Below are 24,174 nucleotides of genomic sequence, written 5' to 3'. Positions count from 1 at the left end.
CTTGAAATTCATCAAATTATATTATGATATTTTTTCGATACTGGACTCGTTGCCTGCTCCAGCCATATGCGTTCTTCCTCCGTCAGATGTGGAGCGATCTTCTCATACACATTCTTGTGATATTCATTCAATCGTTGGAGCTCACGATCTGTCATCAGTTCCGGTATCAAAGCTTCTGTATCAAACGGAACCCAAGTCAGAGTTTCAAATTCCAGAAATGTTCCATTTGCTTCCGTTTCTTTCAAGAATACCTCCGGAAGCTTGCCTGCCGGTTTTCCTGCTTTCTTACAAAGAACCAGATTCTCATGACGGATGCCAAACCTTCCTTCTATATATAAACCCGGTTCATCTGATGTGATCATTCCTTCTTCGAATACTGCTGTCGGTCTGCGTTCTTCCATGATTCGGAAGTGGATCCTGTTTGGTCCTTCGTGTACATTTAACAGATATCCGACTCCATGACCGGTACCATGATTGAAATCCAGGTCATACCGCCACAGTGGTTCACGCGCCAGATAATCGAGATTCTCACCACGCGTTCCATGTTTAAATCTCGCTGCTGCCAGATTCAAATGTCCGATCAGCACCAGTGTATATGCCCATTTCTCTTCCTCTGTCAGAGTTCCGAGCGTAATCGTTCTGGTGATATCAGTCGTTCCCTCCATGTAATGGCCACCACTATCTACTAATAAAAAGCTCTCCGGTTTTAATTCGACATTTGTCTCCTCTGTCGGTTCATAATGTACGATCGCGCCATGTGGACCATATGCAGATATCGTATCAAAGCTCGGCTCGATATACCCCTTTTGCTCTTTTCGAAAAGACTCCAGCTTCTCTGCTGCCGAAAGCTCTGTGATCGTTTCTGTTCCGATATGATGCTTAAGCCAGTAGATAAATTTCGTTACAGCAACTCCATCCTTGATATGCGCATTCCGTTCATTTTCGCACTCTACAGAATTCTTCTGTGCCTTCATCAACTGAATAGCAGACGGTTCATCGACTACGGATACAGTCTCCGGTATACAGCTTCTCAATCTGTAATTGGCCTGACAACCATCCAGCAATATCGTTACCTGCTCTGCCTTTTTATGTGTTTGAATGACCTCCGGCAACCTCCTGAGATCCGTATAGATCTCATTATACGGATGAAGTGTGATCCCATCAACGGCAAGTCCTCTGGTGATTTCATCGTTTAAGATCGCATCATTGATATATAAACGACAGTCTTCATCTGCGATCAGCATATATGACAGGAATACCGGATTACAGTCTATATCATTTCCTCGCAGATTCAGAAGCCATGCGATCTCGTCCAGCGCAGAGATCACCCGGGCATCCGCACCTGCGGATCTTATTGACGCTCTGACACGCGCAAGCTTATCCGCACGGGTTTCGCCTGTGTATGAAAATGGTAATTCAAATACCGGCTCATGTGACAGCTCCGGTCTGTCCGCCCAGAGTTCATCGACCAAATCCAGTTCACCATTTAAAGTGACCTTTTTATCGCCCAGTTTGCCAAGCATCCTATCAGCAAAATCCAAGCTGACGGTTCTTCCATCAAAGCCTACAACCTTTTCCGGTTCCAGATGGTCATACAAATATTCTTCGATCGTTGGAACGCCCGGCTGTCCACTCTTCATCAGTTCGATCGTACTGCCTGCAAGCTGTGCTTCCGCCTGAATGAAATACCGCCCATCTGTAAACAATGCCGCCGTATCAGGGAGCACAACCAGTGTTCCGGCAGATCCTGTAAACCCGGACATATATTCTCTTTCCCTGAAATATGCTCCAACATATTCGGATGCATGAAAGTCATCCGTAGTAATTACATAAGCATCTACACCTGTTTCCTTCATTTTCTCACGCAGCTCTGCCAGCTTCTCTATTGTCGTCATCATATTCACCTTCTCATGTTCTAATCGACCGGTTTCAGGTAAATTCCGGAAAATGCCGGAAGGTCAAATCCAAAATCTCCATTTACACCCTTAATCGTTTTCTCTGTATCTTTTGTGCTTCCGCCAAATTTATTCCAGTCGCTGTTGATCAGTACCTTCATTGTATCACCATTTCCATAATTAAAGTGATAATTTTTATATACAAGTCCCGACAGGTTTAATACAACGATCACCTTATCTTCATTTACTTCACGCTGAAAGATATAGACAACATCCTTTTCCTTACCGCAAAGGATCCATGCAAATCCATTCGGATCATCATCCCATGCAGATAATGCCGGCTCTTTCATATAAATCTTATTCAGTGCTTTCATATACTGGTGGAAAGAATCATGGTTCGGATATTTCAAAAGATCCCAGTCCTGCTCGCGCTTCTCATCCCACTCGCGGAACTGTCCGATCTCATTTCCCATAAAGTTCAGCTTCTTGCCCGGATGCGCATACATATAAGCATATAATGCCTTTGCCTGCGGGAACTTTTCTTCATACATACCCGCCATCTTCTGAATGATCGTTGCCTTTCCATGTACAACCTCATCGTGTGACAAAGGAAGCAGATACCGTTCATTATAGTTATACATCATCGAGAATGTCAGGTCATGATAATGCTCGCCGCGGACAAATGGAAGTGTACGGAAGAAATTCAGTGTATCATTCATCCAGCCCATATCCCATTTGTAATCAAAGCCCAGTCCACCATATTTTGTTTCCTTCGTTGTACCCTTAAAGTCTGTCGAGTCTTCGGCACACAGGATGATCGAAGGATGACGATCCTTTAACCCCTGATTCATATTCCGGATAAAATCAACCGCCCGGTCATTTACACCACGGCTCTCATCGCCCATCCAGTAGATGATACGGCTGATCGCATCCATACGAAGTCCGTCAAAATGATACTCTGACAGCCAGTAATTCGCCGCAGACTGTAAGAAGCTCCGCACTTCTCCTTTGGAATGAATGAAGTTCATGCTTCCCCACTCACTGTATCCCACATCATTGCTTGGATATTCATACAATGCCGTGCCATCATATCTGGCAAGTCCATAGCCATCAAGTGCGAAATGAACCGGAACAAAATCAAGAATTGTGCCAATATTATGCTGATGCAGAATATCAATCATTTCCTTCAGGTCATCTGCTGTTCCATATCTGGATGTCGGACTGAAAAATCCGGTATTCTGATAGCCCCAGGACTGATCGGACGGATGCTCGGAGAGCGGCATGAACTCTACATAATTATATCCCTGCTCTTTCACATATTCCGCAAGCATCGGAGCGATCTCCTTATAGGTATACCAGCTCTCCGCTACCCGGTTGCTCTCTGCGATCTCCTCCGGTGTCAGCGGATTTCCCTGTTCATCAAAGACCGGTTTTGTGCGCCAGGAACCCAGATGAACTTCATAGATGTTAAGTGGACTTCCCTGACATACACTACGGTTCTTCATCCATTTGGCATCATGGAAACGATAAGTATCCATATCCCGGATAATGGATGCAAATGCCGGACGCAGCTCCATGCCGAAGCCATACGGATCACAATGCTCCATGCTGCTGCCGTCTCTGTGATAGATCTTATATTTGTACATCATGCCCGGTCTTGCTTCCGGCACAAATACCTTGAAAAAGCTGCCGTCATAACAGCGTTCCATGACCGTCTCGTTCCAGTCGTTGAATTCACCGATCACATTTACCCCCAGAGCATTCGGTGCATATGTGACAAATTCCACACCACTGACAACCGTCTTCTTTCCTGTGACCTCTTTCTTCACATGCGCCCCCAGTTCTCTATATGCATCAAAGCTTCTTCCGGAATAAAATTCGTAAATATCCATGTCATTCTCCTTTGTATTTGTACAGATGATTCTTTATTGACTATAGTAAATTTATAGATTAAAATAGACATGTTTATTATATGAGATTACAAAAACTGACACCATAGCCAATAATTGAATAACGTCAATTTATTGACCATAGTCAACAAATAGTAAATCAGGAGATTGCAATGGATTTAAGAATACAGAAAACCAAGAACAGCATTTTCAGTGCTTTTATAGAATTACGTGCGGCAAAACCGCTCGAAAAGATTACGATCCGGGAGCTGACCCAGAAAGCAAATATCAGCAAACAGACATTTTATCTTCATTTTAAAGATATCTACGATCTGTCGGAATATCTGGAAAATGACGCGATCACGTCACTGGTTGCAGACATTCCAAATCCGGATCTTATCATCACAGATCCGGCTGCCGCAGCCAGACTGCTCTGTACCGCATTTATCACACAGGGACATCTGTTCAACATTCTTTTCCCGGATGATGACAGAAGCTGCGGCGTGCTCACCAACAAACTGGAAGCCCGCATTAAGGAACTGATCTTTATCACGCATCCGGAATTCAAAGACAATCTGGAGAAAAATATCACAATTTCTCTGCTGATTCAAGGAAGCGTACATACCTTCTTAAAATATAAGGAAGAAGATACCGAGCAGGTGATCGAGATTCTTGCCGATACCATCGGAAGGATTGCCGACCATTCCTAATCATTCCTCGAACATTTCTCTGCATCAATGGCCAGAACAAACATAAGTGCAATAAGTGGATTTTGTGGATCATATACATCGATCACATATTGATCTGTCATATGAAACAGTTCCTTTGATATGGATGCAACCATACCACCTGCAGCATCTGTGATCTTGTAATCCCATTCCATAAAGCTTCCATCAATATGCCATCCATTATAATCAATATCATATCGGGGCTTAAGAAAGGAAAACTCTTTCTTAATGCATCCCAGATATTGATTTCCCTGATAGATCTCAAATTTTGGAAGAAATGTGAATATCTGCTCCTTTACTGTACCGGCTTCATTCCCATATGGATCGAAAATCTTCAGACAATGTCCCCAGGATATCTGTCCCTTTACCACATATATCGGATTTCCCTGTTCATTATAAATATCATAACTGTCAAACCACGAAAACAATCTCTGTTTAAAATACATTCTCATACTGCCACCTCCGTTCATTTCGCCATATTTACTTATATTATCATTATCATCGCTTCATTGCCTTGAGTGCAGCTTTTTCCTCCGGTGTGATACGGAAGGATTCCTGCATCTTCTGGATTGCTTTGTTAAATGTGAAATCATCCAGATGGTTATTTTTTAAAAATGCCTTCGTCGGCTCCGGACATTTTACATAGGCTTCTGCAAGTCCCCATGCAACACCCATTTTCAGATAATAGCCATCATTCTTCATATGATCGTATGCATATAACACCTTATCAATATAGGCATCATTCAGATAATAATTTAACATCATAACCGCTACAAACCGCAGTTCAAACTCACGATTTCTCTCGTTAGCAGGCTTGCCATCGATTACTCCCTGCTCGTCCAGATATGGCATCAGGAAATCCCACACTTCCTGCTGATACTGGTTTGCGATCTTAAAGGTATTACAGCAGGTATCGCAGATCGACCAGTCATCGATCTTTGGTATGAACCGTCCCATGTATGTGAGAATGTCGTTGATCTTTCCTCTGGCATAGCCAAGCACGATGCCCTGTAGCATGACTTCTTCAAAGGTATCATCCCTTGCGCCATCCAGATACTCCTTCCAGTTTACAGACGCGATCTCTTTCGCCATTTTGCGCAGTACCGGAATCCGAACGCCGATGATATTTCCTGCTCCCGGTGACAGACTCGCTGTAAATTTTCCATATTCAACATCCATATTTTTATACAACTCATCCCGTACCAGATCGTGAACTGTATATTCATTCGTATCTCCCATTTTTCCTCCTGCACCTATATCGTTTAAAATTTAAACACCTTGCCAACCTCCGGTGTATAGCCATCCAGATAAGAAAGGATCTCATCTGTATCTGTCATCACCTGATAGATCTCGTTTGTTACATGATTCATAAAACCCTTCTCGACACATTCATCCATCATCTGAAACAGGGAATTAAAGAATCCATCCTGGTTATAGACAATGATCGCCTTGCCATGTCGTCCAAGCTGCTTTAAAGTCAGCACCTCAAAAAATTCCTCAAATGTTCCGATTCCACCCGGCACCATGATAAACGCATCACTCCGATCCTCCATGATCTGTTTCCGCTCACGCATCGTCTCTGTCCGGATCAGCTCTGTACATTTGTCATAGATGATACCATCCACATTAAAAAATGTCGGTGCAACGCCAACGATCTCACCGTTTCCGGCACTTGCTCCTCTGGCGGCAGCCCCCATAAGTCCTCTTGCACCCGCACCAAATACTAATGTGTGTCCTCTCTCTGCCAGCTTCTTTCCAAGATTAAAAACCGCATCCATGTATGCCTGATCAATGTCATTGCTGGATGCACCAAATATACATATATTCATACTGCTACTCCATTTTCCTTTTATCACTGTTCATCGTTCTGCGAGCGACCTTATCCTATAGTATGCTATAGAGTTCACTGAAATTCAAATTATATTCTTATAAACCAGTCCAGTTCTTCCACCCGGTCGAGATTCTCATCCGAATGTTCGATCTCTCTGGAATACCGGTACACCAGTTCGATCAGATCAGCCATCTCTAACTTCTCACTGCACTTTATCCATCTGGCGAGAAGCAGCAGGAAGATTACTGTCACATGTCCCACCGCGGAATCTATTTTACCAAGAATATTCCCATCATAGACCGCACCTAACAAATAGATCGAGATAAAATAAACAACGATCTGCTCCAGCACGATCTCAAGTGAAGGCAAGCTGCTGTTTCCCCACCATGACAGAAATCGTTTCTTATTCGCTGTGAAACCGGCTTCCCCCAGATCAAACAAAAGCACTTCGGATTCCACCAGCATATCATCCCAGTCCTGATATAACAGCTCCAGCTCCTCTGACAGGAATCTCATATGCTTCCGGAACAGTTCATATTCATCTTTCACGCAGACTTTATCTGTATCCTCACATTCATCCCAGTCGATCAGATCCCCTTCTTCATAATGTCTCTGTGCGGAAGCACCGATCTGCAATACCTTTCTGATCCTTGCTTTCAGACTTTCTTCCCGGTTCTGGGTAATCTTCAAAATCTCCTCCCGGATATCCTCAAGATTGGAAAACAGGAAATAATCATAATCCTCAAATACTTCTTCCTCATCGTCTTCTTCACAGACAAATGTTACCGGTTCTGTCTTCTGCATCAATATCCTTGCCACCTCCGGGCAGGAAAGCGATAATGAAATCTCTCTTATATTTTCAAATTCTTCCGTATGTCTTGGATATTCCCGACAGGTCGTGCATAGGCTGTCTTTTCCCATATGCTTATACATGTCGCACAGTCCATCATCCCGCAAAAATGCACATTTGCCCTTCCGGTTATGTCCGAATACGCCTTCTTCCCACTGTATATTCCGGTGAAGTGTCTGCCTGTATTCTCCTGCGTAATTCCGATATTTTTCCAATGATTCATCATCGATCACGATCTGCCAGTCAGAACAGCAGGTGTCCGGGCATTTGTCCGCTATACATCTAAACTTTTTATAATAATCCGGATAAGAATAAATCATATCTCTGCCTCACAAACATTTATATATCGTCACTGAGAATATTGCTCTCCCATGTTCCCTTATGCCGGTACCGAAATGCCAACGATCATTTTATCCTTCAATCAAATGATACGAAATCTGAACACGGCAATTTCTATTATATTAGACCTGCATAAATGAATCAAGCTCGCAATCCATAGAAATTATTGACAAACGATAATTTTAATGATATTTTGAAACTGTAATTATTGTTTTTCGATAATTTTTAGATAAAATCAGCTATCAGAAAGGATATAACCATGAATCAGATTTTTACAACTCCGTTTGAATGGATCGCAGTATGGCTTCGAAAGCTTTCATTATCCGGAAACTCCGGTAACTGTATCGCGATCATACTTTATATCATTATCTGCTGTCTCCCGGCAATCGCATTTCTGCTTCTTTGTCTGAGGAAAAAGAAGATCCGTGCAGACTATCTGTTACTCGTATGCTCTGCTGCCCTCTTTATCGGCATTTACCTGATGATAAATCCGGGGCTTATGACCCCCTATTTTCGTTATTCGATACCTATGATCAATCTGGCAATATCGACAACCCTGTGGTCCATCTTTATCTGTTACATCATTCTCCGGGTTCTTGCCATAATCCGGTATGCAAATGAGATCAATCTGGCAAAGATCGCACAGGTTTTCATCATTCTTGTAATGATCATATCAATCATTAATATCTGTTTCATAAAGCTTCCAAAACTATGGGCTTCTGCAAATCAAACAGGTCCTGACCTGTATTCCCGGATCATATCATCAGAAGATGGTGCTGTTATGCTTGATAATGGCAGCATGAGATCATTTCAGTCTGACCGCATTCCGTTACTCCTCTGCGACCTGGTGCCATCCCTGTTATTCATCTGGGTATTGATCGCATCCTTCCGGCTGTGTCGTTCTCTGAAAGACAATCATTTCACCGATCAGACGATCCAGGATGCAGGGGCACTCTCCCATCTGTGTATAAGAGTTCTCTGCATTACGGCAGTACTTGAAGTTGTTCGAAACATCCTGCAGCTTCTTATGCTTCCGTCACTTTCAGATACGACCTTTACCGTATCTCTTCCTATTATAGAGATACTTCTGACCGTAACGGCATTTATCCTTGCAAAGAAATTCGAGACAGCACACACGCTGGAAGAAGAAAATGAAGCATTCATTTAACACGGAGGTTTCATATGGCAATTAAGATCAATCTGGAAAAAGTCTTAAAAGAAAATAATATGACTTCTAAAGAATTATGCAAAAAGATCGGCATAACCGAAGCAAATCTTTCCATTTTGCGAAGCGGAAAAGCAAAAGGTGTCCGATTTACAACCATCAATAAAATATGTTACTACCTGCACTGTGATGTAGGCGATATTCTGTCATTTGACGGAAATCTTGATGAGGAGGAAGAAGCATGAAGAAATTTTTATCTATAAGTATACTGACCATTTTAGGTCTGACTGTCCTTTCCGGCTGTCAGCTTGCAAAGAAAGAAAATACCCCATCTGCAGTTACCAAGCATCTGGTTGGCATCTATTGTACAGCAACACCTCTGGATGATCAGGAAGAACCGATTTCCTGCACATATGATCAGAAAACAGATACTTTCAAACCGGATAATCCCGATATCTCCGGCTGCTATCTTGCCGCAATTAAAGTTGATGTATCCGAAGAAGAAGGAGATTTCTATTATTCGTTCCGTTCCGATATGATGGCTGAACCATCTATAAACATTTCCGGTTCCGATGGAACGGGCACTACCTCCTATGAGTCTTCATCCCATACACTAATCGGTCAAAGCAATTATATATATCCGCCTGATGGTACCACAGAAGCTTCCTTATCCCTTTCCGGCACTCTCTATGTTGATCCGGACAAAACAGATTATTCCACAGATTCAGATCTTTATTATATCTATCTGAATCTAATCTATCAGAAAGAAAATGGTGATCTCTTTATAACACCCGGCTCTCCTGTTTCAATCATGAACGAAGGCGAATCAACGACTCAAACCTTCTCTGAAAGCTACACAGAATCAGGCATCGATTCCAATGCCACTACAACGAATACGATCTCCCTTACGGTACGATCCATTTCAGATCCTGTAGACAGCTACACCTTCTATGGTATGTCCGATGACAATACCATACTTTGGAGCGACACACAAAAAGCAGCCACCCTCACCGATGAACCGATATCCTTAAAAGGTGCTTACTATCTGCTCATAAAAGAAGTGTCCACCAAAGGCATTGTTTCCTACGACGTCCTTACCCATACAGATGATGACGCAGAAACCACAGATCCTGACTACCGCAACCGCTATATCGCAACTGACAGCTTTTACTATCAGCCTTCAGAGATCCATATTGTAAAGTAACCGGACGAAAAATATAGTCGGCTGTCCGGCACAGATACTTTTCATTCCGCAAGACGCTCTCGCTCTATTCTCATGTAGCGGTACTAAGCTCCCACTTCCGTGGATCGCTAAGAACCGACATTCGAACAGGCTTGCTTCATGAAAATATCTGTTGCCGGACAGCCGACTATATTTTTCTGGCTTTGGTTCTTCCACAAACAGAAAACACCACGGTATATACATTTCAAGAAACAGAACTCGGACCGGGCTTATACCTGTTATCATGTAAAACTAACATGATATTAGAACTTTGAACTAAAAGGAAGAGTAACATTACTATTATGAAGCAAGCCTGTTCCAACGCCGGTTCTTAGTGAGTCGCCGTAGGCGAGGAACTTAGTACCGCTGCGTTGGAATAGAGTGCAAACGACTTGCGTAATAATAGGTAATGTCACTCTTTCTTTTTTAGTTCAAAGACCTTCGTATATGTTTTGCGTAATAATAGATATAAGCCCGGCCCGAATTCGTCACTTGACCATACACCGTGGTGTTTTCGTCTGCTACTTTAGAGTCTCTCGACAACCTTGTTGAGGACTTCAATCTCTTTGGTCTTTGCGGTCATGATATACTTCTCAAAACGATCAAGGCAGTTCACATTTCCTGTGATGGATGTCTTGATCAGAAGGTTTCTTGCTGTCAGCATATTGTTGACAACCTCCATGTACTCGTCAAGAATCTCATTATCATAAGCCAGCACACCTTTTGCCATCATATACTTCAGACGTTCATTCATCAGAACTTTATGATCGTATAACAGGTGAAGCGCACGGATATCAAAATCAGGCTCATCTCCTGAAAGCTGCTTTTCGATCTGCTTATATACTGCATCGTATACATCTACACCGAATACTGTATCTGAGAAACGATTTCTCATCATACGGAAATGATTCTTGGAATCCTTTGCGTCCAGATATTCAACCAATGTATCCTTGATATATGCCACATCCAGATCATAATACATCTCAGCGGTATTCTTCTGGATCACATATAAACCACGTCTGCCTTTATAATCATCCTTAAACATATGATCTTCTGATGCTGTTATGATATCGTAACCCCGCTTAACATCCTCAAAAGATACAGTTGAATAAGAATAATGCTCACCAAATGTGAAATCACCAACATGGAATTCTTCCTTATCCTTATCATAGCCAAAAATAAATAACTCATGTGGGAATTTGTAATCTGCACCGGAATCGCACAGGATCTTTGCCTCGTCAAATACACCATAGACATATCCGTTCAGGTCGATCGTTTTAATAATAAAGTTAATGATATCTCCACAGTAGCTCTCTACCTGCTCTTTTGTCATCAGTGAGAACAGAAGATATGGACACTCCTTCAAAGAACTGCTTCCCGGCATCATATCTGCCAGAAGCATCTCATCTCCTGTGAAAATCTCCTCAATATTATAACATCTAAGCTGGATGTAATTGCTGAAGATCCAGTTCTTAGCCTTTTCGTCATCCCCCAGAATTGAGAATAATGTTGCATGCCACTGCCATGATGTAATCATCGGGTAGCTGACTGGCAATATCTTTTTATTGCTCATGATTATACCTCCCTTATCTTCTCTAGTTCAACTTGGCTGCAACAGCGGCAACCACATCATTCATATCATAATACAAGCCCAATGCAAGTTCTGAATCCTGAAATTCAATATTGAAATCATTTTCAAGCTCTACGATCAACTGAATAATTGATACAGAATTAACCCCATATTCTTTTGTCAACTCGGCTGTCATGTCAAGCTTGCTGATGTCGATCTCCGGCATAACACAAGCTACAGCCTGTAAAACCTTTGCTTCCAAATCCTTTCTGTCCATTACTGACCTCCTATCTGATATTTTAGAACCCGACATATTATATCGTCAGGTTCTTTTTGTTAATATTTACCAAATACTGTTATTAACATTGTATATGTTTTAACACTTTTTTTCAATAACTTCTTACTATATTAATAGCTTTTATTCTTTCCTTGCATCCAGAATCATCTGCCGGGCTGCCTCAACTGCGGTCTTTACTGCCATGTCCGTATCGTATGCCAGTGGATTTTCAAGCCCTGCTGCCTTCCGCTCCTGATTTCCAACCACCAGATAACAGGCTCCGACCTTCACACCCAGATAAGCACCTACGATAAATAACGCCGCTGACTCCATCTCGGATGCCAGACAGCCCATCCGCTTCCATGCCTCCCATTTGGCTTCTAGTTCATAGGACACCGGCTTGGTTCCCGGCTCATGCTGTCCATAGAAGGAATCCTTGCTCTGAACAATTCCGGTATGGTATCGAACTCCCGTCGTCTCGCAGGCTTTTGTCAGTGCCTGAATAACCGGATAGCTTGCAACCGCCGGATATTCAATCGGAGCATATTCCTTTGATGTACCCTCCATCCGGACAGCACCGGTTGCCACCACGATATCCCCTCCCATGATATCTAACTGCATCGCGCCACAGGTTCCAACCCTTATAAATGTATCTGCGCCACAATGCACCAGTTCCTCCAATGCAATCGCTGCTGATGGTCCGCCGATACCGGTCGATGTTACACTGACCTTCTCGCCCTCCAGATATCCGGTATATGTCACGAATTCCCGGTTGTCCGCAACCAGCTTTGCATCATCCAGATAAGCTGCGATCTTCGCTGACCGCTTCGGATCCCCCGGCAGGATTACATATTTTCCGATTTCGTTCTTCCCTGTCTTTATGTGATATTCCCGTCCTGATTCTTCCTGATAGATCATACTGCCACCTCCGTTTCTGTCTGCTTTTGTTCCGGTCAATCCCTGTTTTTTTACAGCTATTTGTACAAAAGCAGATACATATCAACTGCTATTTACCTGTATTATACCGAAAATATACACCAAAATCACCAATTTCTCCTATTTTGTACAAATTTTTCATAGCAATTTGTAACACCATTACAGTTTTACTACATATAAATGAATATCCTTAACTTAAAAATGCCGATTTTTGAATTTCTTTAGGATAAAATTTCTATTCGCTTTAAAAAATTTTATAAATTGGTAATAATTTTGCTTTTTGTTCACACTTTCATAATTTGACTTTAGCAAAAAAAAGGATTATAAATTGTTCAACAAATCAAGGAGGCGAGTTTTATGGCTAAATCAACTGACATTAAAGTAAAATTAAGCAGCGTTGATGAAGTAAAGCAGTTTGTAGATGTAATGAGAGGATATCATGGTGATGTCGATATATCAGCTACAAACAAAAACTATATGGTAGATGCAAAATCTATTCTTGGTGTTATCAGTCTCGATCTGAGAGATGAATTAACCGTAAAATTCTATGATGGTATTTCCGATTCATACATGTCAACACTGAAGCCTTTCATTGCTGAACCAGCAGTCGCATAAGGCAACTTACATTTAATAAAAGAAATATACGACAAACAGAAGCTATAAGAGCAGTCGTAAAAAAGGATATCCGGTCATGATTACCGGGTATCCTTTTTTCATTGTAAGGAAAAGGGTTATTGACGTAGCTGGAAAACCATCATAAAATGGATAAGTAAATTTGAATAATGATTTGAGGAACACAAATGAACTTATTAACAATGAAAAATATTCATAAAGCCTATACAGACAAGGTTCTCTTTAAGGGAGCCGATTTTTCTGTCAACACCGGTGATAAGATTGGTGTGATTGGTATAAATGGTACGGGAAAATCCTCCTTGTTAAAAATGATTGCCGGTATCGATACCTGCGATGCCGGATTGATCGTAAAAGGCAATAATGTTGTTGTCAATTATCTTCCACAGAGTCCGACTTTCCATGATGATGAAACAATCTACGAACATGTTATCACGGCAAACAGCACAGAAGAAAATAAGTGGAGCATTGAAGGAGATGCACGGGCACTTCTGGATAAGCTTGGATTCACTGATACCAGCATCTCGGTTTCCAGTCTGTCCGGCGGTCAGAAGAAAAAGGTAGCCCTTGCCGCTGCCCTTCTTTCAAGCTGTGATATTCTGGTTCTTGATGAACCAACTAACCATCTGGATAATGATATGACCGAATATCTAGAGGACTATCTGAACAACTACAGGGGTGCACTGGTCATGGTCACACATGACCGTTATTTTCTCGATCGTGTAACAAACCGGATCGTTGAGATCGACAAAGGATACATCTACAGCTATAATGCCAATTATGAAGGCTATCTCATGCTGAAAGCCGAACGTGAAAATATTGCGCTTGCCACCGAACGCAAGAACCAGAATATTCTCCGGAAAGAGATTGCATGGATCCGCCGTGGTGCACGCGCAAGAAGCACCAAACAAAAGGCTCATATCAAGCGCTATGAAGCCCTTGCAGCCGAAGAAATGATTGAAGCTGATAAGACAGTAAATCTCAGCTCAATTGCCAGCAGACTTGGAAATAAAACGATAGAGCTTCATAATATTTCAAAAAGCTTTCCAGGACTTACCCACCCACTCATCGAGAATTTCTCTTATAATTTTCTGCGTAATGACAGAATCGGTATTACCGGACCAAATGGCTGTGGTAAATCAACCCTTATGAAGCTGATCACCGGCAATCTGAAACCCGACTCCGGTATCATAGAGATCGGTGAAACCGTAAATATAGGATATTTCTCACAGGAAAATGAAATGCTAGACGATAACAAGATCGTACTGGACTATGTGAAGGAAACCGCAGAATATATCCGGACCGTCGATGGATATATGTCTGCATCCACCCTTTGTGAGGAATTTCTGTTTGATTCCACCCTGCAGCACCAACGGATCGGCAAGCTGTCCGGCGGGGAAAAGCGCCGCCTGTATCTGCTTAAGATCCTTGCCGGCTCGCCGAATGTCCTGATCCTGGATGAACCAACCAATGATCTGGATATATCAACACTCTGTATTCTGGAAGATTATCTGGATACCTTTCAGGGCATCCTGATCGTAGTTTCCCACGACCGGTATTTCCTTGACCGTGTTGTAAAACGGCTGTTTGTCTATGACGGCTATGGACAGATCAGGCAGTTTGAAGGAAGCTATACCGACTATTATCTGGAATATGGAACATTTGCAAATTCTGTAAAGTCCGGTTCCGGTTCTGTAAAGCCTGCTCCGGCTTCCAAGGGAAAACCTGCAGCAGATTCTTCAAAATCAGGAGCAGCAGAAAAGGACACCGCACCGAAACGTGCAAAAAACAAATTTACTTTTAATGAACAGCGTGAATACGATACCATTGAAGACGACATTGCTGCCTGTGAAGAAACCATTGATGGACTGGACAGGGAAATCGCAGCTTCCACAACAGATTTTACAAAGCTGAATCATCTGATGGCAGAAAAGGAAAATGCCGAACTGAAGCTGGAACATCTGATGGAACGGTATGTTTACCTTACAGATCTTCTGGAATCCTTTAAAAAATAAGTATAGTATAATAAATAAGAAAATGAGGAGACAGGCTTACATCTGTTTCCTCACTACTTTATACTCATCATCTAACTGAAAATATGGACAGCTTTCATATGAGCTCGTTATAAATCTGGCATAATCATCTTCATCCATATTCACCATGCATTCCGAAAAATCATCTTCTTCATCATACACATAGTGTGCACACAAATCACAACTCGCTGCTCCCATAAGCAACCTCCTTCTTGTCATTTTTGCAAATTAATTGCCTGTTTTCAGTAAATATTACACATATTATTTCCAATTTGCAAGTCCTATCCCATAATATATTGTTCATGACTACAGAAAAGAGTTTTTGACTGGCAATACTTTCCATATTGTGGTATTATAAAAAAGTATAATTTATAACTTTTCTGATACAGAAAAGAAACCGGGGTGCGTAATTATGAGAAAAAAACTACTATTATTTATAATAGCTGCTATTTTTACTTTTTCAAGTATGACAGTCCTCGCCGCAGAGGATACCGCAGACAAAGATGCAAAAGATAAAAAGTCTGCCGCAGCTACCATCGATACTTCTTTATACTATTATAACAATTTCGATAACGATGCTTACCGGGATGCTTATAACCAGTTAAAAGAAGCAGCAGATGCATTTCACAATTCAAACCAGAATGCGGAATACGAAAATGCGAATACCGAAAACAGCTACTATAAAGCATTTTCGATCAATGTTACAAGCAAAACATGGGAAGTTATCGGTCCGACAGGTATGCAGGCAGTTATCAATGCCTTTCTGGCAGATAATCCTACATACTTCTGGATGTCTCCTTCCTTTAATTACAGTACCAAGTCTTTAGATGGCGGTGCTGTATGCTATAATGTCGAGATTGTCTGTTATAATGATTATGCAAATGGAAGTTCCAGACAGGTCATTAAGAATAACATTGATATCTCCGTATCAAATCTTGCTGGCAATCTGGAAAAAGATCTTCCTGATTACCAGAAGGAATATCTGATCCATAATGCGATCATTGAAGATACTTACTTCCAGGTCAGCAATGAAAACTCACATTCCGGATTAAGCTGGTCCTATACAGTAGATGGTATTTTCAACGCAAAGCATAAGACAGCAACTTCATTTGGATATGCCAAAGCATTCAAGGCAGTTATGGATGCCACCGGTGTAAAATGTATCTATGTAGAAGGAAATACCAAAGAAAACGATGATTCTACCTATAATTCACATGCATGGAATATGGTTTATCTGGATGATGGCTGGTATATTGTAGATCTTGCGTATGATCATCCGGAAACAACCTCCGGCAAAAATGTTCTGATCTATGATTATTTTAACATTACCAGTGATGAAGCATCCGATCTGAATCCTGCATCTGACTGGCTGCCTGGTATTCCAACCTGTACCGGTACGGCTCACAGTATCGACAGCATCCAGTCTACACTGGAAGCTGAAAACATCTGGCAGGAAGACAATTACAATTTTTTCGATAAAATACTGGATAAATACGGTGTGTCCGTTGTCCTGATCAGCCTTGGTGTTATCATAATCCTAATCGTCACTTTGGTTAAACGGATTCACAAAAGACGGAAAGCAAGACGTGTCGAAAAGATTAAGAATACAAAGACCGTAACGATCGATCATTCCGAACTGGATGAGGAACTTCGTCGTCCACCACTGTCATAATAAAAAAGTGGAACTATACCTATGATAACAAAGGTACAGTTCCACTTTTTTACTTATTAATTTCCTATGATCAACCAGGAGGTCAGAATTCCCAACAGGCGTTCATCCGGGTGTCCTGTCTCTGTTAAAAAGATCAGGCCAATCCTTTCATGATCTCTTCTGCTTTCTTCATAGTATTTCTTAACATTCATAACTTTTTCATCATATGCAACAAAGCGGAAACGTTCAGACGGATGTTTCTCCAGCTCAATATATTCCTGAAGATCCCGAAACCGGGTTTTCTCATCAATATGACAATTTGTGTCTCCCAATAAATACGGAAAAATACAGTTGTCACTGAAATCTCCCACTACCCTTTTATCTTTCAGGATTGGCACATGAGAAATATTTCTGTCATTCATGATCCGGATAACCGGCATAACCGGATCATCCAGCGAACGCCATACCAGATTATTAAAGGGTACTGCAATATCCATACACCGCACCGGATTCTTAATACGATCCAGCACCATTTCCAGAAGCTCGATCATCTTCTTGCCCGGCTGTACAGCAAATTCCTCATCCAGCCGTTGATTATGCTGCAGCAGATTTCTCACTTCTCTGCAATAATTCAGTTCAAACCGGATATCCTTGAATTCACTCCGTTTTTCCAGCTTGGCAACCGCCGAACCATCCGGCGGAAGTTTGAATTCATTGATCGCTGCATTTTCCAGCTCCTTGTATTTATCAAGGAAAATTTCCGTATTATCCATAATGACATCCTCCCAATTTCTGATCTGATATCAGCCAGCAAGCTACACCCGAAAGTGTTTATTTTAAATAATTAAAATCACCCAGATTATCAATGGATATCCAGGTTCCTTCGTTTATGATCGTCTGAACCAGTTCATCATTTTCATCCATTTCCTTACTGCTGCAATCATCAGAAACTTCATATAGTATACTGTTATTGATCAATACATTTGCTGTTTTCTTATCTTTATCCGGATAGTATACATATACTCCATTATCCGATACCGCATATCCCTTATCCCGGTTATATGCACGGATTGCCAGCGCCGAATTCTTCATATCCCCTTCAAAGCCGTATACGGTAACTGTAATATCCTTTGATGATGAATTATTGCTCCAGTCTGTAACACGAAGTGTACAGTCCAGATCTCCGGTCTTTGTTGTATCGATCTGACGGTTGATCGTAAGTTCATTGGTCAGATCCGGCTGTGAATCCTCTACTGAATAGTAATCCAGCAGATTGACCTGCTCATTTACGAAAACGCCCAGATTATCCGGTCCGATAATTTCCGGGAAATCTCTGTCAACTACTTCAAGCGTAAGTTTTTTCTTCTTTTTCAGCTTTCCGCATTTTACTATATAGCTCACTTTATAGGAACCAATCTTCTCCGGTGCAAAATCCGCTGTATCGCAGGTAACAACCGCCTTACTGTTCACCGGCTCTACATATGCCGTGATATCAAATTTCGAACCCAATACATATTCGCTTGAAATCTGCTTTACCTTGAGATAGCGGCCACGCATAATGCCATTTACCATAAAAAGCAGAATAATGCCTACAACAACTGCAAGCAGCAATGTAAACTGATTTGCCGTTATTCTCCTGCGTCTTCTTTTTTGTGGCTGTGTCTTTCTTCCTGATGTATTGTTTGAACGTACGCTGCCAGTGTTGGCACTCTTTGTTCCGTTACCTGAATGTGCGCTGGTGTTTCTTGCGCTGCCTCCATTGCTTCTGGCTGCGGTATTTTTTACACCACTGCCTGTTCTATTTGAATGCGCACTACCAGCACTTGTGCCACTACCCGGACGTGTACTGCCAGTGCTTTTTGTCCCGTTACCCGGACGTGTGCCGCCAGTGCTTTTTGTTCCGGTTCCCGCCGTTTTTTTCTTCACTACTGCATTTGATACTGCGGGCTTTTTTACATTTTTATTTTCCTCACCCATTTTATTACCTGCTCCTTTTCTTTTATATATCAATATCCCTTTGTTTTTAAATCATGAACCAGCTTCACATAAAATTCCCGGACATCAAATCCCGGAATATTTTCCCGGTTTAGATCGATCACATCTCCATGCGAGATTCCGCGCTTCCCCTCCACTGTCAGGTATTTGAAATCTGCTCCCCATGGGAATGATTTTTCGCCTACCAGTCCATCATTTGCTCCATCAAAATATTTTACCAATCGATATGTATAATTCAGCGGAAATCTGCCATTTCCTGCCACATTCTGCCTCGAACCAACGCTCTGATATAACACGCCCTGTGCATCATGTAATTTATCATTTAGGGCTTTACATGCCGAAGCTGTCAGATCTTTTACTCCCAACAGAAAATCCGGCGAATCATCGCCCAATTTTTTAAATACTGCATTATACGCTTTTGCCACGCTCTGCTGCTCTTTTTCCGGAACAATATTTAACAGATAATCTGCAAATTCACATCCCCGGTGCGGTGTATTTATCGTTGTTAGTGATGCAACATACCGATCTGTACCAAGTTCTGATAAGGCATAGCGCATATCCAGACCACCTTTTGAATGTGCGATCACATTTACTTTTTCACAGCCCGTTTCAGCTACGATCTCCCGGATTCTTGCATCCAGCTCCTGCGCACATGCCGGAACCGATGCTGCCGACTGGTGATTGCCATAAAAAAGAACTGCACCATTTGTCTCCAGTTCCTTTGGAATTCTTCCCCAGTAATTTAACAATTTGAAATCCCGGAAGAAGATACCATGCACCAGCAGAATCGGGTATTTTGTTTTGCAGATCTGCTCTTTATTCCGTTCCCGATTCAATCGAACCTTATCATTTTCAAATGAAACCTCTCCTATCGTCAAGCGAAGTATCTTCCCAAGTACGACCAGATTTACAACCGGTATCATGCCACATACAGCTCCGATCCCTCTCCATTTGATACCAAGCTGTTCTGACGTCAGATATATCCGGATCATTCCATTCCAGAACACAACTGCTTCCACAAGAATCGCTGTCAATATATGAAATACCCACATTTTCCCATTTGTCGGTATATATTCAGCCGGAAGAACTTTTGCCATACATAAAACGGTATATATAATTGTAAGCACTGTGGATACACAGAATACAAATAGCTGCATACAGCCGTTTCTGCATTTGCTAAGTCTTGGTGTTTCCAGTTTTCCGCACAATACCGTCGGTATTACACAGACCATCCCCGTAACAAGCCATGGAACAATATCGTACAACACGCTATTATAAACTCTGCCTGACAATACCGTACAGGCAGCAAGCCCGACTGCAAGGCTTCCAAAGACTGTAACAACCGCCAATCTCCCTTTTCTCATGTATATCCTCCGTTTTATACACTCTCCTTTTTTGTAACCATACTAATTATACCAAAGCATGTGCTGCCTTGCTACAATTATTTCATTGCATTCTCTATAAAAAAATGCGATAATGACCTTTAGTATTATCCTATTCACAGGAGGAAATTGAAATGTCAATTAATAATATTGGCCCTTTCACAAAGAGCCATCTGGATATGTGTATCAAAAACAACAGCATTGATGATGCCTTATATGAAAAATATGGTGTAAAACGTAGTCTCCGTGATTTAAATGGTATCGGTATCAATGCCGGAATCACGAATGTCTCTCTCAGTAAATCATTTACAACAGATGAAAACGGCAACCGTATTCCATGTGCCGGAGAGCTCTACTATCGTGGCTACGAAATCCACGATCTGATCAAAGGATTTTTCCTGGATAATCGTTTTGGTTTTGAGGAATGTACATATCTCCTGTTATTCGGTATTTTGCCGGATGAAAAGGAGCTTCAGAACTTCAAGCAGGTTTTAAATATCAGTTATGATCTGCCGCATCATTTCATTCAGGATGTGATCATGAAGAGTCCGACTGCCGATATTATTGCAAATATGACAAAGAGTACACTGGCTCTTGGTTCATACGATAAAAAGATGGGTGACAACTCTCTGGAAAATGTATTACAGCAGTGTATCCAGTTGATCAGTATGTTCCCTCGTCTGGCTGTTTATTCCTATCAGGGATACCGCCATTACGAGCTTGGCAAGAGTTGTTATATCCATAAGCCGCTTCCTGAATTGTCATTTGCCGAAAATATATTAAGTACCCTACGTTCCAATCGGAAATACACCCGTCTGGAAGCCCGTGTACTGGATCTGGCACTGGTACTTCATATGGAACACGGTGGCGGAAGCAACTCAACCTTTACAACGCGTGTTGTAACCTCTTCCGGTTCCGATACATATGCAACAATGGCTGCTGCCCTCTGTTCCTTAAAGGGACCTTTAAACGGTGGCGGTGATTATCAGGTTATGGGTATGATGAAAAATATCCGTGACAATGTATCCGATATCACAGATGAGGAAGAAGTTGGCGAGTATATCCGTAAGATTGTCAACCGGGAAGCATATGACAAGACCGGTATCGTATATGGTATGGGACATCCATTCTATTCTATATCCGATCCCCGTGCTCTGGAATTCAAAAAATATGTAAAGCTTCTGGCAGCCGAAAAGGGTATGGACGAAGAATATGCCCTTTATGAGATGATCGAGCGCATTGCACCTAAGATCATTGCCGAAGAACGTAAGATTTACAAAGGTGTTTGTATCAATATTGACTATTACAGCGGACTTCTCTACAAAATGTTAAAGATTCCTGCTGAGATGTTTACCCCGTTATTTGCAATTGCACGAGTAGTCGGCTGGAGCGCACACCGTATGGAAGAGCTTGTAAATTCCTACAAGATCATCCGTCCTGCCTACACCAGCATTGCAGAGATCAAAGAGTACGTTCCTATTAATGAGCGATAAAACAACTACAGCTACAGCCTTTTCTCCCTGTCTCCAGCCATCTCGACCCTATACTTATTATTCCGCAAAACGCTTTCGCTCTATTCCTCAACGCAGCGGTACATAAGGTTGCAGAAAACGCAACCTAAGTACCGGTGCTCGGAAAGGTTTGCTTCATAACAAGTATAGAACCGAGATAACTGAATGACAGGAAGAAAAGGCTGTAGCTGTTTATAACTTACAAAACTAACACCCTTGTCTCAAGACATCAGCAAGGATTCCGTTATGAATTGCATATACCAGCAAATGTGGGTGCATGTTTGAGCCATCAGGCGAGTTCACACAGGAATATTTGCGAATCGGGTATATGCAGTTTATAGGAACCGCAGGGAGTCTTGGCACAAGGTCGAATCTGGTATCGCACAGGTGACCGTCGTTTAGACATTTTCTACCACTCAAGTACGATCGCGCCATAGGTTAAGCCAGCGCCAAATGCTGACATTGCAACCTTGTCACCACGTTTTAAGCCGCCATCACGCACCAGACTGTCGAGCATGACAGGTACACTGGCAGCACTCATATTTCCGGTATATCCAAGTGTCATCGGAAACTTCTCGATCGGCGCTTTTAACCGCTTTGCTACTGATTCGATGATACGGACATTTGCCTGATGAAGAACGAAATAATCAATATCATCGGCTGTCATATCTGCCTTTTCCAGTGCTTCGAGCAGGCACTTCGGGCACTGTCTGACTGCGAATTTGTATACTTCCTGTCCATCCATATGCAGATAATCATGTTCGATCCCGGCTTCCGTAAATATATTGTGAGTACGTCTGCTCTCGCAGTTCAGAACCATTCCCTTCTTACCGATTGATCCCTGTACTACACTGATAATTCCCTTGTCAGATTCTTCCAGATACGCTGCACCTGCTCCATCTCCAAACAACACGCAGGTTCCACGATCGTTCCAGTCGAGGATCTTGGATAATGTCTCCGCGCCAATTACCAGTGCATTCTTAACAAAGCCTGTCTCGATGTACATTTTTGCCACATTGAGTGCAAATACAAATCCTGAACATGCAGCATTTACGTCAAATGCAATGGCATTGTCTGCACCAAGTTCCGCCTGAACCTGACATGCAGCACTCGGTGTATAATAATCCGGTGTTACTGTTGCAAGCACGATCAGTTCTACATCAATTGCTTCTTTTCCTGCCATCTCCAAGGCTTTCTTTGCAGCCTCTGCTGCCATTCCTGCAGTCGTTTCATGTACTGCGATTCTTCTATTCTTAATTCCGGTTCGGCTGGAGATCCACTCGTCCGAAGTATCTACATATTTCTCAAGATCTGTATTCGACACATTTTTTTCCGGTAAAAAGCTTCCGGTTCCCATTATTCTTATTGGCATAGGTTTTCCCCTTTGTATTTTTTAGTTGCATACATTATAGCATACATTATTACTTCCAGCAATTTCCTTGTGAGCCTTCCATTTTATAAGCCACCGGCACGAAGGTTTTGAGCAAACACATTTTCAGGCATGCCACCCACTACAAGATAACTATAAAAGAGCTTGCTTAATGTTTCATGAACCGTATCCGAAACCCTTGAAGCATTATCATAACATTCTTTTAAATAATCAAATGTTGACTGCTGTTTTCCATTTGCCCACATATATTCCTCAAAATCAAGCGGATACACTGCCACGAAAAAAAGGGCTGCTGCCCTACGAATGATTCTTCGTAAAGCAACAGCCCCATTTATGATTATTCATATCTGACATTTCTATCAGAAGGAGACAAAATGATTTACTTTAATAATTTTCATACAGGAAGTGAAAGAATTATCCTTCAATTGAGATATATTTGCTTTCCTCAACCTTTGGCTTCTCTTCTTTCTTTGGTACGCTGATCTTTAAAACACCATCTTCAAATTTTGCCTTGATGTCTTCCTTTTCAACTGCCTTACCAACATAGAAGCTACGGCTGCAAGAACCACAATATCTTTCACGGCGGACATATTTGCCTTTCTTGTCCTGATCGCCTGTTTCTTTCTTCGTTGTACCTGTGATGGTCAGATAACCATCCTTCAATTCTGCCTTTACATCTTCTTTCTTGTAACCAGGCATATCAATATCCAGTTCAAATGAACCTTCGGTCTCCTTTACATCTGTCTTCATAATATTAGCAGGCTGTGTATAACCTGTTGTCACTTTATAAGGACGTGCAAAATCATCAAAAAAATCATCAAATAAATTTTCTCCAAAAATACTAGGCATCAACATAAGTCATTCCTCCATTCAAATACAT

At 41.9% G+C, this 24,174-nt stretch carries 24 protein-coding genes; 8 read left to right on the top strand and 16 right to left on the bottom strand.

Annotated features, from left to right (window positions below; all coding sequences use genetic code 11):
• Positions 1-11: 11 nt before the first annotated feature.
• Positions 12-1,898: an aminopeptidase P family protein gene (locus tag WKT03_RS01825; protein WP_340390831.1), complete on the bottom strand. Its 1,887-nt coding sequence runs from the start codon at positions 1,896-1,898 to the stop codon at positions 12-14.
• Between the two features lie 17 nt (positions 1,899-1,915).
• On the bottom strand, positions 1,916-3,814 hold the full coding sequence (glgB, locus tag WKT03_RS01820; protein WP_278286955.1) for a 1,4-alpha-glucan branching protein GlgB: 1,899 nt from the start codon (positions 3,812-3,814) through the stop codon (positions 1,916-1,918).
• A gap of 143 nt (positions 3,815-3,957) precedes the next feature.
• Between glgB and WKT03_RS01815 the strand changes: the two genes are divergently transcribed.
• The gene (locus WKT03_RS01815; protein ID WP_008400525.1) at positions 3,958-4,494 is read left to right on the top strand and encodes a TetR/AcrR family transcriptional regulator; all 537 of its coding nucleotides are present in this window, start codon (positions 3,958-3,960) and stop codon (positions 4,492-4,494) included.
• Here the strand turns inward: WKT03_RS01815 and WKT03_RS01810 are convergent.
• The 4 genes from WKT03_RS01810 to fliB form a co-directional block, all read right to left on the bottom strand.
• A complete protein-coding gene (locus tag WKT03_RS01810; protein ID WP_118675551.1) occupies positions 4,491-4,964 on the bottom strand; it encodes an LURP-one-related/scramblase family protein in 474 nt (157 codons plus the stop codon). The two genes, WKT03_RS01815 and WKT03_RS01810, sit on opposite strands and share 4 nt — an antisense overlap.
• Positions 4,965-5,010: 46 nt before the next feature.
• A complete protein-coding gene (locus WKT03_RS01805) occupies positions 5,011-5,751 on the bottom strand; it encodes a DNA alkylation repair protein (protein WP_118675550.1) in 741 nt (246 codons plus the stop codon).
• Between the two features lie 23 nt (positions 5,752-5,774).
• Positions 5,775-6,341, bottom strand: a complete 567-nt coding sequence (locus WKT03_RS01800) for an LOG family protein (RefSeq protein ID WP_021944453.1) — start codon at positions 6,339-6,341, stop codon at positions 5,775-5,777.
• A gap of 89 nt (positions 6,342-6,430) precedes the next feature.
• On the bottom strand, positions 6,431-7,513 hold the full coding sequence (fliB, locus tag WKT03_RS01795) for a flagellin lysine-N-methylase (RefSeq protein WP_340390830.1): 1,083 nt from the start codon (positions 7,511-7,513) through the stop codon (positions 6,431-6,433).
• Positions 7,514-7,791: 278 nt separating this feature from the next.
• On the opposite strand from fliB, the gene WKT03_RS01790 reads away from it, so the two are divergent.
• The 3 genes from WKT03_RS01790 to WKT03_RS01780 are packed head-to-tail and all read left to right on the top strand — an operon-like array spanning position 7,792 to position 9,901.
• The gene (locus tag WKT03_RS01790; RefSeq protein ID WP_117784649.1) at positions 7,792-8,700 is read left to right on the top strand and encodes a DUF2975 domain-containing protein; all 909 of its coding nucleotides are present in this window, start codon (positions 7,792-7,794) and stop codon (positions 8,698-8,700) included.
• 14 nt (positions 8,701-8,714) lie between these two features.
• On the top strand, positions 8,715-8,942 hold the full coding sequence (locus WKT03_RS01785) for a helix-turn-helix domain-containing protein (RefSeq protein ID WP_008400533.1): 228 nt from the start codon (positions 8,715-8,717) through the stop codon (positions 8,940-8,942).
• Positions 8,939-9,901, top strand: a complete 963-nt coding sequence (locus tag WKT03_RS01780; RefSeq protein ID WP_117784648.1) for a hypothetical protein — start codon at positions 8,939-8,941, stop codon at positions 9,899-9,901. Before WKT03_RS01785 ends, WKT03_RS01780 begins: the two co-directional genes overlap by 4 nt.
• A 544-nt stretch (positions 9,902-10,445) precedes the next feature.
• Here the strand turns inward: WKT03_RS01780 and WKT03_RS01775 are convergent.
• The 3 genes from WKT03_RS01775 to udp all read right to left on the bottom strand — a co-directional run bounded on the left by WKT03_RS01775 (position 10,446) and on the right by udp (position 12,684).
• Positions 10,446-11,492: a hypothetical protein gene (locus tag WKT03_RS01775; RefSeq protein ID WP_117784647.1), complete on the bottom strand. Its 1,047-nt coding sequence runs from the start codon at positions 11,490-11,492 to the stop codon at positions 10,446-10,448.
• 22 nt (positions 11,493-11,514) lie between these two features.
• Entirely contained in the window at positions 11,515-11,766 is a 252-nt protein-coding gene (locus WKT03_RS01770) for an acyl carrier protein (protein ID WP_008400537.1), read from the bottom strand.
• Positions 11,767-11,907: 141 nt separating this feature from the next.
• The gene (udp, locus tag WKT03_RS01765) at positions 11,908-12,684 is read right to left on the bottom strand and encodes a uridine phosphorylase (RefSeq protein ID WP_117784744.1); all 777 of its coding nucleotides are present in this window, start codon (positions 12,682-12,684) and stop codon (positions 11,908-11,910) included.
• 375 nt (positions 12,685-13,059) lie between these two features.
• Between udp and WKT03_RS01760 the strand changes: the two genes are divergently transcribed.
• Both WKT03_RS01760 and WKT03_RS01755 read left to right on the top strand, forming a co-directional pair.
• Entirely contained in the window at positions 13,060-13,317 is a 258-nt protein-coding gene (locus WKT03_RS01760; protein ID WP_008400539.1) for an HPr family phosphocarrier protein, read from the top strand.
• A 185-nt stretch (positions 13,318-13,502) separates the two neighbouring features.
• A complete protein-coding gene (locus WKT03_RS01755) occupies positions 13,503-15,347 on the top strand; it encodes an ABC-F family ATP-binding cassette domain-containing protein (protein ID WP_021944460.1) in 1,845 nt (614 codons plus the stop codon).
• 36 nt (positions 15,348-15,383) lie between these two features.
• On the opposite strand, the gene WKT03_RS01750 is transcribed toward WKT03_RS01755, so the two are convergent.
• The gene (locus WKT03_RS01750; RefSeq protein ID WP_021944461.1) at positions 15,384-15,563 is read right to left on the bottom strand and encodes a DUF6472 family protein; all 180 of its coding nucleotides are present in this window, start codon (positions 15,561-15,563) and stop codon (positions 15,384-15,386) included.
• Between the two features lie 214 nt (positions 15,564-15,777).
• Between WKT03_RS01750 and WKT03_RS01745 the strand changes: the two genes are divergently transcribed.
• Positions 15,778-17,037, top strand: coding sequence for a transglutaminase domain-containing protein (locus WKT03_RS01745; protein ID WP_021944462.1), 1,260 nt, complete (start codon positions 15,778-15,780; stop codon positions 17,035-17,037).
• Between the two features lie 56 nt (positions 17,038-17,093).
• On the opposite strand, the gene WKT03_RS01740 is transcribed toward WKT03_RS01745, so the two are convergent.
• The 3 genes from WKT03_RS01740 to WKT03_RS01730 are packed head-to-tail and all read right to left on the bottom strand — an operon-like array spanning position 17,094 to position 20,375.
• Complete coding sequence (locus WKT03_RS01740; RefSeq protein WP_021944463.1) at positions 17,094-17,789, bottom strand: hypothetical protein; 696 nt, start codon at positions 17,787-17,789, stop codon at positions 17,094-17,096.
• Between the two features lie 58 nt (positions 17,790-17,847).
• Positions 17,848-18,993 carry a hypothetical protein gene (locus tag WKT03_RS01735; RefSeq protein WP_021944464.1) on the bottom strand — a complete coding sequence of 382 codons (1,146 nt, stop codon included), beginning with the start codon at positions 18,991-18,993 and terminating at the stop codon, positions 17,848-17,850.
• Between the two features lie 29 nt (positions 18,994-19,022).
• A complete protein-coding gene (locus WKT03_RS01730) occupies positions 19,023-20,375 on the bottom strand; it encodes an esterase/lipase family protein (protein ID WP_117808510.1) in 1,353 nt (450 codons plus the stop codon).
• Positions 20,376-20,527: 152 nt separating this feature from the next.
• Between WKT03_RS01730 and WKT03_RS01725 the strand changes: the two genes are divergently transcribed.
• Positions 20,528-21,886 carry a citrate synthase gene (locus WKT03_RS01725; protein ID WP_021944466.1) on the top strand — a complete coding sequence of 453 codons (1,359 nt, stop codon included), beginning with the start codon at positions 20,528-20,530 and terminating at the stop codon, positions 21,884-21,886.
• Positions 21,887-22,313: 427 nt separating this feature from the next.
• Here the strand turns inward: WKT03_RS01725 and WKT03_RS01720 are convergent, their stop codons facing one another.
• The 3 genes from WKT03_RS01720 to WKT03_RS01710 all read right to left on the bottom strand — a co-directional run bounded on the left by WKT03_RS01720 (position 22,314) and on the right by WKT03_RS01710 (position 24,149).
• Positions 22,314-23,276 (bottom strand): beta-ketoacyl-ACP synthase III, encoded by a 963-nt coding sequence (locus WKT03_RS01720; RefSeq protein WP_008401620.1) that lies wholly within the window; start codon positions 23,274-23,276, stop codon positions 22,314-22,316.
• 83 nt (positions 23,277-23,359) lie between these two features.
• The gene (locus WKT03_RS01715; protein ID WP_340390829.1) at positions 23,360-23,572 is read right to left on the bottom strand and encodes a hypothetical protein; all 213 of its coding nucleotides are present in this window, start codon (positions 23,570-23,572) and stop codon (positions 23,360-23,362) included.
• A 136-nt stretch (positions 23,573-23,708) separates the two neighbouring features.
• Positions 23,709-24,149 carry an Hsp20/alpha crystallin family protein gene (locus WKT03_RS01710; protein ID WP_118482811.1) on the bottom strand — a complete coding sequence of 147 codons (441 nt, stop codon included), beginning with the start codon at positions 24,147-24,149 and terminating at the stop codon, positions 23,709-23,711.
• Between the last annotated feature and the right edge of the window lie 25 nt (positions 24,150-24,174).

The sequence above is a fragment of the Coprococcus sp. HCN-4056 genome, assembly GCF_037892645.1.
Taxonomy (GTDB): Bacteria; Bacillota; Clostridia; order Lachnospirales; family Lachnospiraceae; genus Coprococcus; species Coprococcus ammoniilyticus.
Note: the sequence above shows the minus strand (reverse complement) of the source record. Positions and strands in the feature narration are given on the sequence as shown.

Excerpts from the sequence above, each read along its gene's own strand:
- WKT03_RS01755 (WP_021944460.1), top strand. The coding sequence starts at position 13,503 with ATGAACTTATTAACAATGAAAAATATTCATAAAGCCTATACAGACAAG.
- WKT03_RS01810 (WP_118675551.1), bottom strand. The coding sequence starts at position 4,964 with ATGAGAATGTATTTTAAACAGAGATTGTTTTCGTGGTTTGACAGTTAT.
- fliB (WP_340390830.1), bottom strand. The coding sequence starts at position 7,513 with ATGATTTATTCTTATCCGGATTATTATAAAAAGTTTAGATGTATAGCG.
- WKT03_RS01730 (WP_117808510.1), bottom strand. The coding sequence starts at position 20,375 with ATGAGAAAAGGGAGATTGGCGGTTGTTACAGTCTTTGGAAGCCTTGCA.
- udp (WP_117784744.1), bottom strand. The coding sequence starts at position 12,684 with ATGATCTATCAGGAAGAATCAGGACGGGAATATCACATAAAGACAGGG.
- WKT03_RS01775 (WP_117784647.1), bottom strand. The coding sequence starts at position 11,492 with ATGAGCAATAAAAAGATATTGCCAGTCAGCTACCCGATGATTACATCA.
- WKT03_RS01720 (WP_008401620.1), bottom strand. The coding sequence starts at position 23,276 with ATGCCAATAAGAATAATGGGAACCGGAAGCTTTTTACCGGAAAAAAAT.
- WKT03_RS01790 (WP_117784649.1), top strand. The coding sequence starts at position 7,792 with ATGAATCAGATTTTTACAACTCCGTTTGAATGGATCGCAGTATGGCTT.
- WKT03_RS01710 (WP_118482811.1), bottom strand. The coding sequence starts at position 24,149 with ATGTTGATGCCTAGTATTTTTGGAGAAAATTTATTTGATGATTTTTTT.
- WKT03_RS01750 (WP_021944461.1), bottom strand. The coding sequence starts at position 15,563 with ATGGGAGCAGCGAGTTGTGATTTGTGTGCACACTATGTGTATGATGAA.
- WKT03_RS01735 (WP_021944464.1), bottom strand. The coding sequence starts at position 18,993 with ATGGGTGAGGAAAATAAAAATGTAAAAAAGCCCGCAGTATCAAATGCA.
- WKT03_RS01740 (WP_021944463.1), bottom strand. The coding sequence starts at position 17,789 with ATGGATAATACGGAAATTTTCCTTGATAAATACAAGGAGCTGGAAAAT.
- WKT03_RS01760 (WP_008400539.1), top strand. The coding sequence starts at position 13,060 with ATGGCTAAATCAACTGACATTAAAGTAAAATTAAGCAGCGTTGATGAA.
- WKT03_RS01825 (WP_340390831.1), bottom strand. The coding sequence starts at position 1,898 with ATGATGACGACAATAGAGAAGCTGGCAGAGCTGCGTGAGAAAATGAAG.
- WKT03_RS01770 (WP_008400537.1), bottom strand. The coding sequence starts at position 11,766 with ATGGACAGAAAGGATTTGGAAGCAAAGGTTTTACAGGCTGTAGCTTGT.
- WKT03_RS01745 (WP_021944462.1), top strand. The coding sequence starts at position 15,778 with ATGAGAAAAAAACTACTATTATTTATAATAGCTGCTATTTTTACTTTT.
- WKT03_RS01725 (WP_021944466.1), top strand. The coding sequence starts at position 20,528 with ATGTCAATTAATAATATTGGCCCTTTCACAAAGAGCCATCTGGATATG.
- WKT03_RS01780 (WP_117784648.1), top strand. The coding sequence starts at position 8,939 with ATGAAGAAATTTTTATCTATAAGTATACTGACCATTTTAGGTCTGACT.
- WKT03_RS01785 (WP_008400533.1), top strand. The coding sequence starts at position 8,715 with ATGGCAATTAAGATCAATCTGGAAAAAGTCTTAAAAGAAAATAATATG.
- WKT03_RS01815 (WP_008400525.1), top strand. The coding sequence starts at position 3,958 with ATGGATTTAAGAATACAGAAAACCAAGAACAGCATTTTCAGTGCTTTT.
- WKT03_RS01805 (WP_118675550.1), bottom strand. The coding sequence starts at position 5,751 with ATGGGAGATACGAATGAATATACAGTTCACGATCTGGTACGGGATGAG.
- WKT03_RS01800 (WP_021944453.1), bottom strand. The coding sequence starts at position 6,341 with ATGAATATATGTATATTTGGTGCATCCAGCAATGACATTGATCAGGCA.